Here is an 18,057-nt window from a genome sequence, read left to right as displayed (position 1 = left end):
TAAACCCCCATACTAAACAGAATTTGATAAATTACCCGATTGCTGATCCCCCACAAACCTTTAATACTTCTCCAGTCACATAGTCTGAATGGGCAGAAGCAAAATAGACTACCGCTCCTGCAATGTCTTCCGGTCTTCCCATTCTTTTAACGACCTGATTTTCTAATGGATAATTGAGCCCTTTCGTAATCTCTGTTTCTACCGGCCCTGGAGCAATACTGTTGCACGTAATTCCAAGTTCTCCAACTTCTTTTGCGATCCACTTGGTGAGGGCGATTACGCCACCTTTGGAAGCAGCATAAGCTGGACCTGAACGTTCTGATTTTTCCCCATTACTAAAAGCAAATGGCCCGCCCATTATTCCTGAAATGGAGCTGACATTAATTATTTTTCCATGTCCCTGATTTTTCATATATGGATAAATTGCTTCTTGGGTCATTAAAAATGTGCCTCGCAGGTTGGTATTAATATCTCGATCCCATATTTCATCCGTCATGTTTTCTAGATCCAATCTTGAGCAAGTACCTGCATTGTTCACCACAACATCAATCCGGTTAAATCTGTCATAGACGTCTTTCATTAATTGATGAACCTCGTTACGGTTTTTTATATCAATAGAAGCATTCATTACGATTGTTTCACTGCTCTCCGTTAATTCTGATATCGTTTTTTTCGTCTCATCACATGGTAAAATATCCACTAAAACGACGTGTGAGCCTTCTTTTGCTAAAGCTATAGCGGAGGCAGCCCCTATCCCTCTCGAAGCACCTGTAATGATCGATACATTTCCTTTTAATGTTGACATGTTCTTCACTCCAATTCTTATTTTAGTTCATCAATTATTACTTTCCTCAGGAAACCAGCCCAGTGTATTCGATATCTTATTTGCATAATACAAGAGCCTTTCCGCAATGCTGGTTGTTTTATCATTATCAAGTCTTAGAGCTACCCCGGCTACACTAAGTGCTGCGACGACATTGCCAGTAGAATTGTAAATCGGTGCCGCCATTCCTTTTAACCCTACTAAGTATTCTTCATTATCGATGGCATACCCTCGTTCTCTAATCTCTTGAAGCTCTTTCAGCAATGCTTCTTTTGTCGTAATGGTGTTCTCCGTTTTCTTTTCCAGCTTTACTTTCGCAAGGAATTTATGAAGTAGCGTCTCATCTAAACTGGATAAAAACAATTTCCCTGAAGCTACTGTATAGGAGGGAACTTTATCTCCCGGGTCAAGGACGATTCGGATAGCATGGGAACTCTCCACTTTTGATAGATAAGAAACTGAAAAATTTTGAAACGTTGAAATCAGAACACTTTCACCCGACTCCTTCGCAAGCGCTTCCAAAAATGGTTTTGAATCTCCTGCGATATCATAGTGGGTCTCTGCCATTTTACCTAAGTTAATAAATTGATAAGACATCCGAAGTTTATTATCATTTAACTTCTCCACAATCCCCATCTCTTGCAATGTCATAATAAACCTGTGCAAGGTGGTTGGGTTCAAGCCTAATTCCATAGACAACTCTGTAGCAGTTTTAGGCTCTCTACACAACGACTCGATAATATCAAATGATTTCCCTAAGCTTTTATTTTGATATTGCATGTACATACCTACTTTCATATAGTGAAAGTTAATTTTCTATATATGAAAAATGTTAAAATACTTTTTTTAAACTGTCAATGGGAAATTTTATTCAATGGAGAAATTTCAGAATATAAGACCAAAAAAAACATCTCAACCATAGTTCGTTGAGATGTTTTATAGTCAGCAACTTATTTTAAATATTCTTTGTAGATTGCTTTGTAATTGTCTATCATTTCTAAATAGTTATCAATGGATACATATTCGTCTGTCTGATGCGGTAAATCTGAAACACCAGGACCGTAAATAACAAGGTCAAAATCATTGTCTGCTTTCGTAAATGCAGCTGCATCCGTCGTCGGTGAAATACCAGTCACAGGTAATTCTTGCTTGGAAACAGTCTGGATAGCTTTAATTAATCCAGAATCCGGATTAGATTTGACAGGATAAATATCATTATCAATGATTAACTCTAAGTTAAATCCTTCTGTTTTATTCAAATCCTCAACAATACTTTGTAATAATGCTTTCACTTTACTGTTATCAAATTCAGGAATCGTACGAATATTTCCTTGTAATGTTGTCACAGCTGGAATACTGTTAACCTGATCTCCACCATGGATGATGGTAATAGCATGAGCAGTTTCCCCTAATACATTATTTTTGTATTTATCCGTGACTGCTTGCATCTCTGCATTAGCACGCGTCACAAATTCATTAATATTAGCAATGGAGTTAATACCTTCTTTAGGCATGGAGCTGTGTGCAGATTTTCCACGTGAAACAATGGTATAGTTTATGGACCCTTTATGCGTATAAATCAATGCTGGGCCGGTTGGTTCGCCTATAATTAATCCATCCAGATCATCCGCATAACCTTCTTTCGTTAATTGTTCCGAACCTAATTCACCGACTTCTTCACCAACCGTTGCCATGAATTTCAAAGTACCGTTGATATCTGCATTTTCTTCTTTCACTTCAATCATAGCGATCGCTAGAGCTGTCAGACCAGATTTCATATCTGTGGAACCCCGGCCGTATAATTTATCCCCATCGATTTCGGCTGAGAAAGGCGGGAATTTCCATTCACTCTCATCACCGGCTGCTACAACATCTTCGTGTCCGCTGATGCCTAATACTTTACCATCACCTTTTTTGTAAGCGGCTACTAAGCTTTCACGGCCTTCACTATATTTTACTTTTTCAGATTCAATCCCATATTTTTCGAATAGATTTGCTAAGTAATCTGCTACTTCTGATTCATTATCGTTTACTGATTTTATTTTTATGATATCTTGTAAGATTTTTATGCGTTCTTCTTTGTTCAAGGTATGATTCTCCTTTCGTTATATATACGGATTCATATTCAGAACCAAATTTATGAATTTATTAGCCATAATATACAATACCCTCATCATGAAAAAAGTATTCGGAAACAAGGGAAAATCTATGTTGCACATTATCTGCTTAATCACTTCCCAAACTTCTTACAATATTAAATGAAAAGGCGGGAATGGATTGCTAGCTAAATATGAAATAATTTAATACTAAAAGCTAGGTACCTTGTTCGTTTATTAGAAAATTCTCATTTACTTACGAGTAAGAGATTAAAAACAGTCGAGAGACAAAAATCCCTCGCCTACTTAGCTAACTTAGCCAGTATATTTTGTGACTCAATTTGTTTTCCTGCCAATTAATATTTCCAAATCCACGGTTATGTCAGCTGAGTCTCTTTCTAAAAATAATTTTATTCTTTCCTCTTTAGCTGTCCACGTTAAAGGAGTCATAAAAACCAACGATTGCATAGATAGATTATTAAGCTCTCTGGTATACTGCACTCTTAAACTGTCCACTTTTTGGAAATTTTCGTTAAAGCGATCAACAGTCTCTATATTAGAATACTCCTGCTTCGCCCGTTCATCAAATAAAGCCTCTCTTATTTCTTTTAGATAGCCGCTTCGTGGGACAACTTTAATAACTAAGCCATCCGCTCTCAATAGCCTATTAAATTCTGCATAATTAGAAGGTGACAAGATATCAAGGATAACATCGAACTGTTTATCCTTAAACGGTGTATTGGCAAGGTCTGCTACAGCCCAAATCTGATTAGTGTAGTTCTTAGCGGCGGCTAATACACCTTCTTTAGAAATATCAATTCCTGCTCCTGTTACTGTATTTCCAAAGTCCGGACGAACTTTTTCGCATACATTAGATAGATGTGAACCTTCCCCGCATCCTGTATCAAGTAGCAATAATGATTCTTTTTTTATATCAGCTTGCCTTCTTATAATTTCGGCAATTGCTTGAATAAGAGGTTCAAAAAATTTATCTTCTGCAATAAGTTTCCGTCGCGCCTCAAAAAGTTCTTTGCTATACTTCGCTTTTATTGGATGTGTGGTTAAGTTAATATATCCTTGTTTGGTGAAATCAAATGTATGATTGTTTAGGCAAATGAAACTTTTTAATTCAAATACTTTCATAGATGCTTCACAAATAGGACACTTAAAAATGGATTCAAATTCACTTACATGTTTTGCGCTTTTCACTTTTTTAGTTATTTTAGACAAAGTAGACACCTCATTCATTCGTTTTATAGATAAATAAAAAAGGCATAGACAAATAAACCCTCGTCAAATGTTTTAAAAAATTGAACTGGGTTTGAATACAGTCTATACCTTTTACTATCGATAAACAATGAATTGAATAATCATGGAAAAGTCTCCTCTGAATAAAAATAGTGGTAAAGCAATTGATATTTTATCAAGGCCTTATCGGAATAGCAAATAAACCTTTCCTTTTGTGTAAAATGATCTTTTTTATTTCAAAATTCCTCTGAATTATATATTTTGTATTTTATATCTATTACTACACATACTGTCAGTTCGTATTGACAACACACCAACAAATCGTTAGAATCTATTTAACAATTAAAAGATTCGAGTGATTATTATGTTAAAGCATCCATCCCGACAATTAAATCGTTTCTTTTTTAGCTATTTTAGATAGCGTCTATATGCCATCATGGATATAGACGACCTATATCTAAGATGGCTGATTAGCATGTAAACATGTTTAACCAGTCACAGGAGAAATCGAAGTGGCTGGTTTTTTTATATTTTTTTAGACCATTTACGTTTCTCTTATTCTAGCGGCAGAAACATAAATGGTCTTTTTTTATCATCAGTAGAGGAGTGAATAAATTGTTAATTGGTTATCAAGGCGTGGAAGGCAGTTACAGTACGATTGCATGCCAAAAGTTTAGTGAAGGAAACAATTATCAGACGAAGGGGTATCTTACTTTTCCATTATTAGTGGATGCATTGCTCCATGAGGAGGTTGACTATATTGCGCTGCCAGTAGAAAACGCAACAAGCGGTCCTATTACAAGAACGATTGATTTATTGAAGTATTTAGATGTCATTGCTACGGATGAAATCTATGTAAAAATTAATCATGCACTCATTACAAAGCATCCCATGAAGCTGTCGGAAATCACAAAAGTGTATTCACATCCGGAAGCACTTAAACAATGTGATACCTATTTAAGTCAGTACCCGCATATTGAGGTCCTCGACTATATGGATACAGCTGGTGCAGTGGAAATGGTTAAATACGCAGAGGATCATACCATCGCCAGCATCGCAGGCAGCCATGCTGCAGCATTGTACGGCATGACCGTGATTCAAGAAAATATCAGTAACAATCCATTCAATACGACGCGTTTCTTATTTTTTAAAAAGAAAAAGGCGCTCGTAAATCAAATACAGGATAAAACATCTATTTATGTCGAAGCCAATCACAGCACAGGCTCACTATACGATATGTTAAACATTTTTAAAAAGCATGCTATTGATGTGCTCTACTTGATGCCTCGTCCAGTTCAATTTGAACCGTTCACATATGGATTCTTTATCGACATGGATAACAGTGCTGACCACGAGGCACTCCATATAGCGTTAAAAGAGTTAGAAGATTTCTGCACTTATATAAATATTTTAGGCAATTACCGTAAAGGTAAAATCCCAGCATACAAAGGAGCCTTACAGTATGAAAAACTTGTTAACCGCTAAAAAACACTTATTCACCCGAATTGCGATTGGGTTCGGGCTCGGAATCCTATTTGGTATCCTTTTACCCGAATTCTCTATTCAAGCAAAATTTATTGGCGATATTTATTTAAATTTAATTCAGATGATGATTATTCCCATTATTTTTGTAGCCGTCTCCACTGGTATTATTAATATCGGCAGTTCCAGTGACCTCGGCCGAATTGGCTTTAAAAGTATCGTTGTCTTTGTTGCCATGTTTATCACCACTGCAGCCATCAGTTTATTTATTTCCTACCTGATTCGTCCTGGTCAGAGAATTAATATGGATGCTGGCGGCGGATATGACGGGGAAATTACCGAACCAAGTGTGGCAGATTTCTTTATGAATATTGTACCAAGCAATCTATTCCAGGCGATTTCTGAAGGGGATATTTTTGCAACCATTTTATTTACCGTTATTTTCTCGGTAGCCATCGTTATCGTTGGGAAAGAGGCGGATCCAGTCAAAGCTTTTATCAACAGCTTGTCCAAAGTCATCTTTAAAATTCTTGATTTCATCATGGAGCTCACACCGATTGGAATTATTTTTCTGATGGCCTTCGCTATTGCTGAATATGGCGCCGGCATTTTCTCTGCACTTGGATTATATATTTTCACAGCATATTTCGCATGTATTATCGTCTTTATCCTGGTGATGTTGATTCCGGTCTGGTTATATAGTAAATTCAATCCGATTGATTTTATTAAGGGCATTTATAAAGTGTGGCTGGTATCGCTATCCACTACAAGTTCTGCTGTAACGATGCCAACAACCATGCGGGTAACCAGAAATGATTTTAAAGTTTCCGAATCTATTACGAACTTTGTTGTACCATTGGGGACAACCATTAATATGGCCGGCGGAGCAGTATCATTTAGCCTGCTTGCTGTCTTTGTATCTGACTTTTACGATATCCCGCTCGGTGTCGGCCAAATTATTTATCTCGTCATGATTGCAACCATTTTAAATATGGCAGCGCCCGGCATCCCAGGCGGCGGAATTGTACTCGGAGCATCCTTCCTCACGCTTCTTAACCTGCCGATCGAATTGATGGGTCCTATCGCAGCCATCTATCGATTACTCGATATGGCTTATACGACCATGAACATCACCGGCGATGCCACTGCAGCAGTCCTGATTGATAAATCGGAGGAGAAACGGAATGTAAAATTAAAAGCTCGGAAATCATAACATAAGACTTAATCAGCCTAAAATAAAAGAAGAGGAATTTCACATCGAGTTTTGATGTAAAATTCCTCTTCTTCTCATGTATTTTCCAATTACTTCTGCTGACAGCTTTTTGGCTTCATTCTTTTTTACTTTCTTCCTCCAACGCTGTATCCCATCGTTCTTCAATAGCCTTCATCAGTTCCTCCGCAGAACACTCCAAATTCTTAAAGGGTATATTAACTTGAGATGGCAATAGCCCTTTGTTTAATCGATTAAATACTCTTTTCATTCCACTTGACCGGTTGATAATCAATTCACGATTATATGTAAAAATGCCAAGAAACACCTGACCTGAAAAGTTCAAAAAATCAATTGCTTCAATTTCCTCCCATTTGACGAGACCTGCTCGAATGTAACTGGAATTATCTATGATTCCTTCTTTTGTAATAATGAGGGCTGGTTCCCTTTTGACGAGTGCTTTAACATAATACAGGAAACAAAGCCCAAATACTAAAATAGCCAGAATCCCTATCACCATGGGTAACATTGGTTCGTTAAACGGGAATAATAAAATGAATATGCCCAGCACAACAAACATGAGAGAAAAAATAGTCAGCATGACCATCCTTCCCTTTTTTGCCATTACAATAAAATGATCATTCATTTACTTACCTCCTATGGTTCCAAAATGGTTGTTTAATAAGCTTTCAAATATAAAAATCATCTTATTTTGTACTGCATACATCTTCTCATATTAACCAAACGAATGGTACACTTATTGCTATTAGAAATCCCTCATATTCTCTTCCATAATGTCCACAAACCTTTCCGCAGCTCGATTTAAAGGAACATTTTTTAAATAACATATGCCAATACTTCTTTTAGGTATAGGTTCCATTAAAGCCACTTCGTCAAGCAGGCCTTCTCTCAAAAACTGTTCAGAGAATTCTTTTGTGACGCAAGCAACGCCAAGATTAATCTTTGCAAATTCTAACAGCAGTTCATGGGAACCTAGTTCAAATTCCGGTTGGATTTTAATTCCTTTTGTAAGAAAAAATTCTTCGACATATCTCCGGGAATTGGAATTGTCTAATAAAATAAGCGGGAACTTAACCAATTCTTCCAGTTCAATCGGCTTAGATAATTCTTTTCGGTATTTTTCGCCATATACAAAGGTATCCTGAATTTCCAATAAAGGATTTACTTCTAATGATTTGTCGTCAATGGGGAGATTACAGATAGCGATGTTCACTTCTCCTGCTTTTAAGGCAGCTATGATTTCCCACGTAGTCCCATTAACTATTTTGAATTTGAGATTTGGATACCGATTATGAAATGTTTCTAAATAGGGAAGCAGAAAAAATCGCGAAATGGTATCGCTGACCCCTATTTTAAACTCACCAATGATTAAATTTTTAAATTCTAAAAGCTTTTCTTCCCCAGCTTGTATAAATTGAAGTGCTGAACTGACATATTCAAACAATAAATTTCCTTCATCTGTTAGCGTTACACCTTTAGACAGCCGATTAAACAGCCTTGTATCTAATTCCTTCTCTAATTGTGCCATTGATTGGCTTATTGCCGGCTGGGACATATACAGCTCTTTAGCCGCTTTAGAAAAGCTTTTATTTTTACCAACCGTATAAAAAAGATAATATAAATCCAATTTGCCTGTCATATAACCCATCCTTATACCCTATATTAGATATATTGACTTTACTTATATCATAAAAAGCCGTATATTACAAGAGGAGACTGTTTAGATTGTTAGCGTATTAGTTAAGATACTTTTAAACAAGTGAATATTTTATAGAATACAGCAACATTACCAAGAAGGAGCGAATGATTGTGGAAAGAGTTGTAGGAACTATCGCCAGAGGACTGCGTTGTCCCATCATCAATACGGGAGATAACATTGAGGAAATTGTTGCGGATAGTGTATTAAAAGCAGCAGAAATTGAAGGCTTTACCATTCAGAATAAAGATATTGTAACCGTTACGGAGTCCGTTGTGGCACGTGCACAAGGCAACTACGCTACGATTGACCATATTGCCAACGATGTTCAAACTAAATTTGGGGATGATACCATCGGTGTGATTTTCCCAATCCTCAGCCGTAACCGTTTTTCTATTTGTCTTAGCGGAATCGCAAAAGGCGCCAAGAAAATCGTGTTAATGCTCAGCTATCCCTCCGATGAAGTAGGCAATCATTTAGTGGATTTAGATACACTTGATGAAAAAGGAATAAACCCTTGGACAGATGTTCTAACAGAAAAGCAATTTCGGGAGCACTTTGGCTACAACAAACATACCTTCACAGGTGTAGATTATATCGATTATTACAAGTCCCTGGTTGAAGAATATGGAATAGAATGCGAAGTCATCTTTTCAAATGATCCAAAGACGATTTTGCAATACACAAAGAGCGTACTTTGTTGTGATATTCATTCTCGGGACAGAATGAAGCGAATTTTAAAGGGTAATGGCGGGGAAAAAGTTTATAGCCTTGATAATATTCTTTCTGAATCAATTGACGGAAGCGGCTTTAATGAAGCTTATGGCTTACTGGGCTCAAATAAAGCAACAGAGGATAGTGTAAAGTTATTCCCTCACAATTGTCAGCCTGTCGTTGACAACATTCAAGAAATCCTGAAAGAAAAGACAGGTAAAACGGTTGAGGTCATGATTTATGGCGATGGAGCATTTAAAGATCCTGTAGGAAAGATATGGGAATTGGCAGATCCGGTTGTTTCCCCTGCTTACACAACTGGATTAGAAGGAACACCAAATGAAATTAAATTAAAGTATTTGGCTGACAATCAATTTGCTGACTTAAAAGGGGAAGAGCTAAAAGAGGCTATCTCTAAACACATTAATGAGAAACAGGATGACTTGGTTGGAGCAATGGAAGCTCAGGGAACTACTCCTCGGAGACTGACAGACCTTATCGGGTCGCTGTCTGATTTAACTTCAGGCAGTGGGGATAAAGGGACGCCGATTGTTTTTATTCAGGGGTATTTTGATAATTATACGAAATAAGTGTTACTAGAAAAACCAAAAAAAACTTATAGGACAAGGGAGAGTAACTCCTTTGTCCTATTTTTATAGGGTAGCGGGTGCTTGGAAGAGAATGTGTTTATATAATGGTATGTTCTCTTTTGGCTGGCTAATCATAATAGTTAATATCTTCTTCTAAATAGTTAACAGATTCAAAGATTTCTCCAGATTCTGCATCCTTCATATCAACTTGAACTTCATAGGAGTCCAAGTCCTTTCCTTCAAGAGCTTGCCAAAACAAACTGGATATACTTAAAGCATATGCTGCAAATGCATCCCGGGTATCTTTATAAACATCCTCATCAACAATAAGCGTGAATTTTGTATAAGGTTCATTTACCTCAATTTCATGTAAGGATACCATTTCTTCACTATCTGCAAATTCTTTAACGATATCTTCCTCAATACCTCTTTCTACTTCTTCTTTTATTTCCTCAAGTTCCTGCGTGGTCAGCTTATATGTATAAGATTCATCGTCATGCCTCTCATATTCCAGTTCTCTTCCACTTAATATATCATTTACCCCTCTTCTGGGAACCCCTTTATCCAACAGCTCTTTTTCTATATGAATAACCTCGTCAAATTCTTCCTCTGATGATTCATTACTATTCGATTCTTGATTTTCCTTCTCTTCATCATTACTATCTTCAACCATATTATCCTTTTCACTATCCGAAGAGCTATTTTCATTCTCCACTGTATCATTTGCACACCCGCTAAGAATAATAATTGCTGATAAAAATACTACCAGGATGTGTTTCCACATAATAGACCCCCCATATATTATTTTTGCTATACGTTATATGCTACTAAAGATAAAGATCAATTTCTTCGGCTTTTATTTCATTGAGATTCTTCCCTTTATATTTCTATCACACTTTACCATTCTCTACTTCTCTTACAACAACAGCTGAAGCATAACTTGGATTCATAAAGGTTTTTGTCATCATTCAGTTGTAAAATACTGCTAAGAACTAATGTGTGATGAATCTTTTTAAATGATCTATTTATAGACTTTCTATCGTCGACTGTCGTTATTGATCATTGTACCACAATATACTTGTCTTTTTTCTTTTCATTTGAGCTTTTGCATCTTTTATAGTGAGCTTATAGATCATTTCATGTTGGTTCGTTAATTCATTCTTGTTGATCGTTCTTTTCAGCTCTAAAACATCAATTCCAAGCGATGATAAAATTAACTAGATAACGTTTAGGAATAGTTTGATTTATGTGTTTTTGGTTTTTAATAATGTCGGTGTCTTAACATAGAATTTGTGTTTTCGAAATGTAGTCATCTTTTGTGTATTTAGATATGCTTCATAGGAGTATAGTCATTTCAGTCACTTTTTTCACTGTTTTCACATTAGACTCTCTTTTTTATTCACTATTACTTAGGATAAGTCTCACCGTAACTATCTAAAGGTAATTGATTATAAAAAGGGACAATCTCTCACTATATTGACTTGAGATTGCCCTTATACTTATTATGTTAGACCAACTCTATTTCTATGCTTTATTATTCCACCGTAGAGCTTCTTACATTAACACAATAAACTAGCATGCATCACATATATTGATAGGTGGTTTATTCGTCTTCTTGCATAGGAGAAATCAATATACTTAACCCACTTGTACCGTAATCCCACATCTTTACCCAAGGAAACGTGCCTTCTGGTAGTACAAATTCTCTTTGTTCTAAAGGCTTAATTACTTCTCTTGATCCAATACAACCATGTGAAAAAGTAGCTGGATGTACAGTTACCCTTCTTCCTGTATCATTATAGTAAATAAATTTCAATCCATTCCCTCTTTCTTTGGTATCTCAATTCACAAACTTGTTTTACTATTTTTCTTTTTGATTTAGGGTTTCTTCTTGATAGATTCACCGAATACATAGCCAATCTAACAAACTGAAATTAATAAGTTCATGACCCTAATAAAATCACCGAAATTATGAATTCTCTTGCTCTTACTGCATGATCGCTTTTTCGCTAACCGTCCATACTATCACCTCATCCTTTAGTATGGACAAAAAAGATAAGGCTAAAAGCGGATACTGTCTAAAGATGGTCGAGATAGACCACGCATTTGGAAATTAAACATTTGAAACCTTTTTTTCTAATCGAGCAATTCTCTTAACAAAATCGTCTAAGTTAACCTCATCATTTAAATCTTGATAATAAGCTATTGCCTGCTTAGAAACTTCAATAGCTTTTTCATAATCTTTTTTCTTTTCATAAATAATTGCTAACCTATTAAAAGCAGGAATTCTACCTTGAAATTTTTCTTTCACTATCTTATCAATGTTGTTGTCTGACTCCAATTTAGAGCGGTAATCTATTAAACTCATTTCATCTTTTATTCTTTGATTGACATAGGATTCATGCAGCTCCTTTAATGATTCTATATCTTTAAAGCAATATGCTATACATTCGTTTAAATATTTAGGGTCTAGATTTCTGTATTTATAATAGAAGTCTTGCAACTGAATATACGTAAAATGCTTGTTCACTGGATCTTCTTTATTCTTGCCTAATTCTTTTAGAAGACGCCTTTCTTCCATTTGATCAAATTTTATTACCTTTTTAGGCTTGGAATTGTTCTTTTTTTGAGGCGCAATATTATTTTTTCTCATTTCGGCTAAGTCTGATTTTAATTGTTCATGAGTATCATTTAATAAAGTATTGATTACCCCTGTAAATTTAGTATCTAATAGTATATCTGGAAAAGCGACCTCTTTATTCATTAATGACATATTTGCAAATAGTTGAAGACGACTAGATTTAACTTGAGATAAGTCAGTTATTAAATCCGCAAGCATAATATCTTTTTGTCCATAATTACTTTGAATCCTATCTGAAAGAACTCTTTCAAAAAGCTCTGGGTAGCCCTTTACATAATTTGTTTTTGTGTATCCGAATGATTTAGAGAGTCTGATAATGTCTTTAGCAGTTAGTGGTTTGTTGAAGCTATAAAGGGCCAGCAATAGTAAAGAATCAGAGAAATGATATTCATGTTCTTTATCCAATGAGTCTAAAAATCGTTGCATTAAGTCAGGTCTTTTATTCTTGATACAAGATAAGGTAATTGCATTTCCTGAATAGTACTGAAATGATTTATTCGAATGTACATCCCTCAACCTAACTATTATTTCTATAGCTTTTTCTATTTTTCCTTCTAATAAGTGTCTCTCTAATCCATAGTAAAATATAAACAGATACCCAGTGTCTACAGAATTATTGTATGGGTTAGCTAAAAATGCCCAATACTGATACCTCTGTTCGGGAGTTAGAGTTTCATAAGTCGGGTAGTACGGTGGTCTATCAATTTCTTTTGAAGGCTTGTTTACAGTTTTATTTAAGTCAATTAAGCTGGGCTCTTCTTCATTCATTATGGAAAATGTGATAATGAAGCTATCTAATTCAAATTTTTGATTTTTAGGTGATGCAGGTATGTAATTCTTTTTAGGACCATTCTTGATCCATACAAGATCTTTAATATCGGAATGAACTACGAAAAAATTATTTGCAATGCTTAATTCACTTTTAACCGTTTTTTTTATATCGATATTTGGTTCTTTTTTTATTTTCTTCTTTCTTTTAAAAAGATCTAATAACCTCATTACTTCACCCCTTTAAAAATTAAAAACCTCATTCATTTATGGTACGGTTCCCCCCTATTAATCCGAAAACTCCGATAAACCTGCTCCAACAACACCAGCCGCATTAACTGATGAGGAAACGTCATCTTAGAAAACGACAGCCCCAAATCACTCCGCTTCTGCACATCCTCACTAATCCCAAGCGAACCACCAATCACAAACACAACCTTGCTCTTCCCATAAGTCGCCAGCTCATCCAACTTTTTCGCCAACTGCTCCGAACTTAGCATTTTCCCATCAATCTCAAGGGTAATCACAAACGCATCCGGATTGATCTGCGCAAGAATACGTTCTCCTTCTTTACGCTTCACCTCTTCCATTTCCGCTTCACTCATCGTCTCTGGAGCTTTTTCATCCGCTACTTCGACAATATTCACTTTGGCATAAGCGCCTAATCGCTTTTTATATTCCTCAATGCCTTGCTTTAAGTATTTTTCCTTTAATTTTCCGACAGTCACAAGGGTTATATTCATTAAAATCTTCCTTTATCATTTCAGCTTTTTCGTTTCTGTTAATATGCTTTATTTTACCATATTTCCCCTTCTAAAGTTACTTCAACTTTTAAAATTCTCTTGATGCCTATATATAAAAACCGAGGTTTCCTGCATCTATCACACAAAAACCTCGGTTTTCTCCATAAATATTTATTCAGCTTTTTCACTCTCTTCCTGTTCAATCAGCCCACACATCTTCAATCCTTCCGCAACCCCATCATCATCAGCGGACTTTGTAACATACGTTGCTACTTGTTTGATCTTCTCCACGGAGTTATCCATTGCTACGGATGTTTTGACAAATTCAAACATTTCTAAGTCATTTAATCCATCACCGAAAGCATATGTATTCTCTTTCGGTAATCCTGTGATCTCTAAAAATTCCTTGATGCCTGTAGCTTTGGATACGCCTTCCGGAAAGACATCACAGTTGTAAGGAGAGTTGCGGACAAAGTGGAGCTTTGGGAATTTCTCTTGATACTCCTCTTCCCCTTCTTCCAAGTATATTTCGACCTGGTAGACCGGCTTATTCATATAAATATCATCATCTACTTCTGGAATCTCCCGATCACAATATTCGCAGTCCTTTTTTAACAGCTCACATTGATTATTGGTTGTGAAAATTTGCTCGGCTGTGTGGAAGGAAAGTGTAACGCCTCTTTCTGTCGCGTAATCTCCCAATTTTTTTAATTGAATCGGGTCGATCCGGTTTCGGGAAATGACTTCTCCTTCATGTACAAGGAATTGGCCATTCATTAATACTGCGGAAGCTATACCTGTTTCTGCACGGATGCCCTTTGTTTCAAATGGGGGTCTGCCTGTTGCCAATACTGGTATTCCATCGTTTTCAATTAATTTTTCAATTGCTTTTATACTGCTTTGTGATACTTTACTCTCACTTGTTAATAAAGTTCCGTCTAAATCAAAAAATACAACGGGTTTTTTCGTCATTTTTTTGCCCTCCCCATAAATCCTAATGGAGTAATCATAATTGTATCCTTATTCTAAAAGATAACGAGATGAAAAGCTAGGCATTCGATATTTTTCCGAATTGTTTTTATTTCCATTTTTTCCGATGCCTTCTAGTTTCATACACGTATCATTGTGGAATAGACTAAGTAGGCACAAAAGAGAATACATTCGTCGTTCTAAACCACGCGATAGACATATAAACCAACTCATACTCACAAAAAGGAGACATGATATATGTTTGATGATCGTGCAGGAAAAGTACTCGTAGATTTACTAGAAGACTGGGGCGTGAACCATATTTATGGGATGCCCGGTGACTCCATTAATAATCTAATGGAGGAGCTGCGAAAAGTAGAGGATAAAATAAAATTTATTCAAGTGCGTCATGAAGAAGCTGGAGCACTGGCTGCTGCTTCTTATGCAAAATTGACTGGAAAGCTTGGCGTCTGCCTGTCAATTGCAGGACCGGGCGCGATTCATTTATTAAACGGCTTATATGATGCCAAGGAAGATGGAGCTCCTGTCCTTGTTCTGGCTGGGCAGGTTCCAACTGATCAGATTGGCACAGACAGCTTTCAGGAAGTGAATATGGAACGCCTTTTTGATGATGTAGCCGTTTATAATAAAGAAGTAGCTTCAGAAGAACAGCTGCCTTCTATGGTTAACCAGGCTATTCGTACAGCTTATGCGGAAAATGGGGTTGCTGTGCTGACCTTGCCGGATGATATTCCGACAGAAAAAATTAAAAATAAAGTGCAGAAAAATGCAGTCATGTATGAAACACCTGCGCTTACACCAGATACAGCTACGATGCAGGAGGCTGCTGCTGCGATTGAAAAGGCAAAGAAACCAATTATTTTAGCAGGCACAGGGGTAAAGCAAGCAAAGGAAGAGCTGGCGACATTCTCTGATACAATTGCCGCTCCTGTCGTTATTTCCTTACCTGCTAAAGGCGTCATGGAGGATGAACATCCAAACTTCCTCGGTAACCTTGGCATGATTGGCACGAAGCCCGCTTATGAAGCGATGGAGGATGCAGATCTGCTAATTCTGCTCGGCACCTCTTATCCATATACAGAATTTTTACCAGAAGGAATTACATGCATCCAAATTGATAGTGATCCACTGCAAATAGGTAAAAGATATCCTGTTGATATTGGTGTTGCCGGGGATGCAAAAAAGACGCTTACTTGGTTCATTGAACAGCTCCCCCGCACAGAGAAACGTGATTTCTTAGAGAAATATCAGGAGAAAATGAACAGCTGGTGGGAAGAGATGAAAGCGGACGAGGAATTAACCTCCACACCAATTAAGCCGCAACAAGTTATCCATGCTGTCCAAGATATTGCTGCAGACGATGCTGTCCTCTCTGTTGATGTCGGCAATGTCACTGTATGGGCGACGCGCCATTTCCGTATGAAAACGACGCAGGATTTCTTAATCTCCAGCTGGCTTGGAACCATGGGATGTGGTCTTCCTGGAGCGATTGCTGGTAAGATCGCATTCCCCGATCGGCAAGTAATCAGCCTATGCGGTGACGGGGCTTTTTCCATGAACATGCAGGATTTTCTGACTGCTGTGAAGTATCAACTTCCTATGATCATTGTTATCTTTAATAATGAACGGATTGGCATGATTAAATACGAACAAGAGGCTGGCGGACATTTGGATTATAAGACCGGCTTAGAAAGCTTTAACTTTGCTCAATTTGCGGAAAACTGCGGCGGTAAAGGGTATCGCGTCGAAAAATTTGAAGATCTGAAGCCATCTCTGGAAGCGGCAAAGTCGTTTAATCAGCCGACCATTATAGATGTATGTATTGAAGATGAACCGCCAATTCCAGGAAAGTTATCTTATGATCAGATAACGAACTATTCCAAGCAGACGATTAAGAAGCTATTTGAGAAAGGGAAGTTGGAGCTTCCGCCAATTCGTAAAGGATTGAAGCGGATGTAGTAAACATTTGCTAACCAAACAAAATCTACACTCTTCTAGTTTAAAAAGCTTTCCCATGTATACTCTGGGAAAGCTTTTTTCCTATTTCTTCTCATGATATTGTAACGTTGGAAAGAGATCAATAACCTCACGTTTATTCTTCCGGTCTGTTTCTATATTTCTAGTAAGATGCTTCACCAAACTTTCCGCAATTTGCTCAGCTGGTACACCGACAGAGTATATTGGCATCTCAATGGACTTGAATTGCTTGATATTATCATAGGCGACGATGGTTTTTTTCGTCTCCAAATCATCGAGGTGATGTAAAACGCCCATCGTAATATCATAACTTCCACAAATAATGCCTCCATGCAGTGTCTCTGTTTTTAAAAATTCTTTGATCGTTTGTTTGGTTGCCATTTCCGTCAAACCACCTGAATCAATTAGGCGAAAGTTTATTTGTTTTTCCTTACAGTACTTTTCTATAGTTTCTTTCTTTACAATCTGCCGGATATCTTTTGTATGAAGTTCACCGATATAATCAATCGTCTGATATCCCTTTTCAATGAGTAAGTCAACCGCCTGTTTCATAGCCCAATCATGATGAACATTAATGATTGGGTAAGGTAATTTTCGAGCCACTCCATAGGCAATGACTGGGATATTATTCGTAATTTTGTCTGGAAGTGTTGTATATTCCCCTTCATCAAAAACGATCACGCCATCAAAACGAAGCTCTAAAAATTTACTTGCTGCTGTAACCGGATTATCAATGGAAACTGCCATAAAGTATCCAGCTTGCTTTAATGCTTTGTTTACTTGCGTTGCCAACGTTGTTATTGCCACTCTATCCACTGCTGGCCAAATCAAACCAATGGTATGGCTTTTGTTCGACACAAGTGATCTGGCAGAATTATTAGGGATATAATTCATTTCTTCCGCTTTTTCTTTAATTTTTCTCTTTGTGGCTTCTGTAACAAGCGGAGAGTCCTTCAATGCCTTGCTCACCGTTGAATAGCTTACGCCACATTCGATTGCAATATCCTTTAAAGTAACAGCCATTTCTATACTCCTTAAAATTATCTGTTGATTTTTAG

At 36.9% G+C, this 18,057-nt stretch carries 16 protein-coding genes; 4 read left to right on the top strand and 12 right to left on the bottom strand.

The genetic code is table 11. The features are described from left to right. Positions 1–31: 31 nt before the first annotated feature. The 4 genes from BN986_RS00950 to BN986_RS00935 all read right to left on the bottom strand — a co-directional run bounded on the left by BN986_RS00950 (position 32) and on the right by BN986_RS00935 (position 4,149). Positions 32–805 carry an SDR family NAD(P)-dependent oxidoreductase gene (locus BN986_RS00950; protein ID WP_040977788.1) on the bottom strand — a complete coding sequence of 258 codons (774 nt, stop codon included), beginning with the start codon at positions 803–805 and terminating at the stop codon, positions 32–34. A gap of 30 nt (positions 806–835) precedes the next feature. Then, complete coding sequence (locus BN986_RS00945; RefSeq protein ID WP_040977787.1) at positions 836–1,603, bottom strand: IclR family transcriptional regulator; 768 nt, start codon at positions 1,601–1,603, stop codon at positions 836–838. 170 nt (positions 1,604–1,773) lie between these two features. After that, entirely contained in the window at positions 1,774–2,910 is a 1,137-nt protein-coding gene (locus tag BN986_RS00940; RefSeq protein ID WP_040977786.1) for an ArgE/DapE family deacylase, read from the bottom strand. Between the two features lie 345 nt (positions 2,911–3,255). Then, the gene (locus BN986_RS00935; protein WP_316244912.1) at positions 3,256–4,149 is read right to left on the bottom strand and encodes a putative RNA methyltransferase; all 894 of its coding nucleotides are present in this window, start codon (positions 4,147–4,149) and stop codon (positions 3,256–3,258) included. Positions 4,150–4,773: 624 nt separating this feature from the next. Here BN986_RS00935 and BN986_RS00930 point away from each other — a divergent pair. After that, positions 4,774–5,652 carry a prephenate dehydratase gene (locus BN986_RS00930; RefSeq protein WP_244444914.1) on the top strand — a complete coding sequence of 293 codons (879 nt, stop codon included), beginning with the start codon at positions 4,774–4,776 and terminating at the stop codon, positions 5,650–5,652. Continuing rightward, entirely contained in the window at positions 5,630–6,862 is a 1,233-nt protein-coding gene (locus BN986_RS00925; RefSeq protein WP_040977785.1) for a dicarboxylate/amino acid:cation symporter, read from the top strand. The genes BN986_RS00930 and BN986_RS00925 overlap by 23 nt, the downstream gene beginning before the upstream one ends. 115 nt (positions 6,863–6,977) lie before the next feature. Here BN986_RS00925 and BN986_RS00920 read toward each other — a convergent pair whose 3' ends face one another. Both BN986_RS00920 and BN986_RS00915 read right to left on the bottom strand, forming a co-directional pair. After that, positions 6,978–7,505, bottom strand: coding sequence for an STM3941 family protein (locus BN986_RS00920; protein WP_040977784.1), 528 nt, complete (start codon positions 7,503–7,505; stop codon positions 6,978–6,980). Positions 7,506–7,625: 120 nt separating this feature from the next. Further along, positions 7,626–8,519, bottom strand: a complete 894-nt coding sequence (locus tag BN986_RS00915; RefSeq protein WP_040977783.1) for a LysR family transcriptional regulator — start codon at positions 8,517–8,519, stop codon at positions 7,626–7,628. Between the two features lie 170 nt (positions 8,520–8,689). On the opposite strand from BN986_RS00915, the gene BN986_RS00910 reads away from it, so the two are divergent. Beyond that, positions 8,690–9,880 (top strand): coenzyme F420-0:L-glutamate ligase, encoded by a 1,191-nt coding sequence (locus BN986_RS00910; protein ID WP_040979084.1) that lies wholly within the window; start codon positions 8,690–8,692, stop codon positions 9,878–9,880. A 127-nt stretch (positions 9,881–10,007) separates the two neighbouring features. On the opposite strand, the gene BN986_RS00905 is transcribed toward BN986_RS00910, so the two are convergent. From BN986_RS00905 to BN986_RS00885, 5 genes are all read right to left on the bottom strand, one after another. Beyond that, positions 10,008–10,664, bottom strand: coding sequence for a hypothetical protein (locus tag BN986_RS00905; RefSeq protein WP_040977782.1), 657 nt, complete (start codon positions 10,662–10,664; stop codon positions 10,008–10,010). Between the two features lie 819 nt (positions 10,665–11,483). Continuing rightward, the gene (locus BN986_RS00900; RefSeq protein WP_040977781.1) at positions 11,484–11,696 is read right to left on the bottom strand and encodes a hypothetical protein; all 213 of its coding nucleotides are present in this window, start codon (positions 11,694–11,696) and stop codon (positions 11,484–11,486) included. A 297-nt stretch (positions 11,697–11,993) separates the two neighbouring features. Then, positions 11,994–13,520: a TerB N-terminal domain-containing protein gene (locus tag BN986_RS00895; protein ID WP_040977780.1), complete on the bottom strand. Its 1,527-nt coding sequence runs from the start codon at positions 13,518–13,520 to the stop codon at positions 11,994–11,996. A gap of 32 nt (positions 13,521–13,552) precedes the next feature. Further along, positions 13,553–14,032: a 23S rRNA (pseudouridine(1915)-N(3))-methyltransferase RlmH gene (rlmH, locus tag BN986_RS00890; RefSeq protein ID WP_040977779.1), complete on the bottom strand. Its 480-nt coding sequence runs from the start codon at positions 14,030–14,032 to the stop codon at positions 13,553–13,555. A gap of 171 nt (positions 14,033–14,203) precedes the next feature. After that, entirely contained in the window at positions 14,204–15,004 is an 801-nt protein-coding gene (locus tag BN986_RS00885; RefSeq protein ID WP_040977778.1) for a Cof-type HAD-IIB family hydrolase, read from the bottom strand. A gap of 255 nt (positions 15,005–15,259) precedes the next feature. On the opposite strand from BN986_RS00885, the gene BN986_RS00880 reads away from it, so the two are divergent. Further along, the gene (locus BN986_RS00880) at positions 15,260–16,981 is read left to right on the top strand and encodes a pyruvate oxidase (protein WP_040977777.1); all 1,722 of its coding nucleotides are present in this window, start codon (positions 15,260–15,262) and stop codon (positions 16,979–16,981) included. Positions 16,982–17,062: 81 nt separating this feature from the next. Here the strand turns inward: BN986_RS00880 and BN986_RS00875 are convergent, their stop codons facing one another. Continuing rightward, positions 17,063–18,022 (bottom strand): LacI family DNA-binding transcriptional regulator, encoded by a 960-nt coding sequence (locus BN986_RS00875; RefSeq protein ID WP_040977776.1) that lies wholly within the window; start codon positions 18,020–18,022, stop codon positions 17,063–17,065. Positions 18,023–18,057: the final 35 nt, after the last annotated feature.

Source organism: Oceanobacillus jeddahensis, from assembly GCF_000750635.1.
Taxonomy (GTDB): domain Bacteria; phylum Bacillota; class Bacilli; order Bacillales; family Amphibacillaceae; genus Oceanobacillus; species Oceanobacillus jeddahense.
This window is presented reverse-complemented; position numbering and strand designations above follow the sequence as displayed.

What these genes read in the sequence shown, in the direction of transcription:
- BN986_RS00950 (WP_040977788.1), bottom strand. Translation starts at nt 805, where the DNA reads ATGTCAACATTAAAAGGAAATGTATCGATCATTACAGGTGCTTCGAGA.
- BN986_RS00945 (WP_040977787.1), bottom strand. Translation starts at nt 1,603, where the DNA reads ATGCAATATCAAAATAAAAGCTTAGGGAAATCATTTGATATTATCGAG.
- BN986_RS00925 (WP_040977785.1), top strand. Translation starts at nt 5,630, where the DNA reads ATGAAAAACTTGTTAACCGCTAAAAAACACTTATTCACCCGAATTGCG.
- BN986_RS00920 (WP_040977784.1), bottom strand. Translation starts at nt 7,505, where the DNA reads ATGAATGATCATTTTATTGTAATGGCAAAAAAGGGAAGGATGGTCATG.
- BN986_RS00915 (WP_040977783.1), bottom strand. Translation starts at nt 8,519, where the DNA reads ATGACAGGCAAATTGGATTTATATTATCTTTTTTATACGGTTGGTAAA.
- BN986_RS00905 (WP_040977782.1), bottom strand. Translation starts at nt 10,664, where the DNA reads ATGTGGAAACACATCCTGGTAGTATTTTTATCAGCAATTATTATTCTT.
- BN986_RS00895 (WP_040977780.1), bottom strand. Translation starts at nt 13,520, where the DNA reads ATGAGGTTATTAGATCTTTTTAAAAGAAAGAAGAAAATAAAAAAAGAA.
- rlmH (WP_040977779.1), bottom strand. Translation starts at nt 14,032, where the DNA reads ATGAATATAACCCTTGTGACTGTCGGAAAATTAAAGGAAAAATACTTA.
- BN986_RS00885 (WP_040977778.1), bottom strand. Translation starts at nt 15,004, where the DNA reads ATGACGAAAAAACCCGTTGTATTTTTTGATTTAGACGGAACTTTATTA.
- BN986_RS00880 (WP_040977777.1), top strand. Translation starts at nt 15,260, where the DNA reads ATGTTTGATGATCGTGCAGGAAAAGTACTCGTAGATTTACTAGAAGAC.
- BN986_RS00875 (WP_040977776.1), bottom strand. Translation starts at nt 18,022, where the DNA reads ATGGCTGTTACTTTAAAGGATATTGCAATCGAATGTGGCGTAAGCTAT.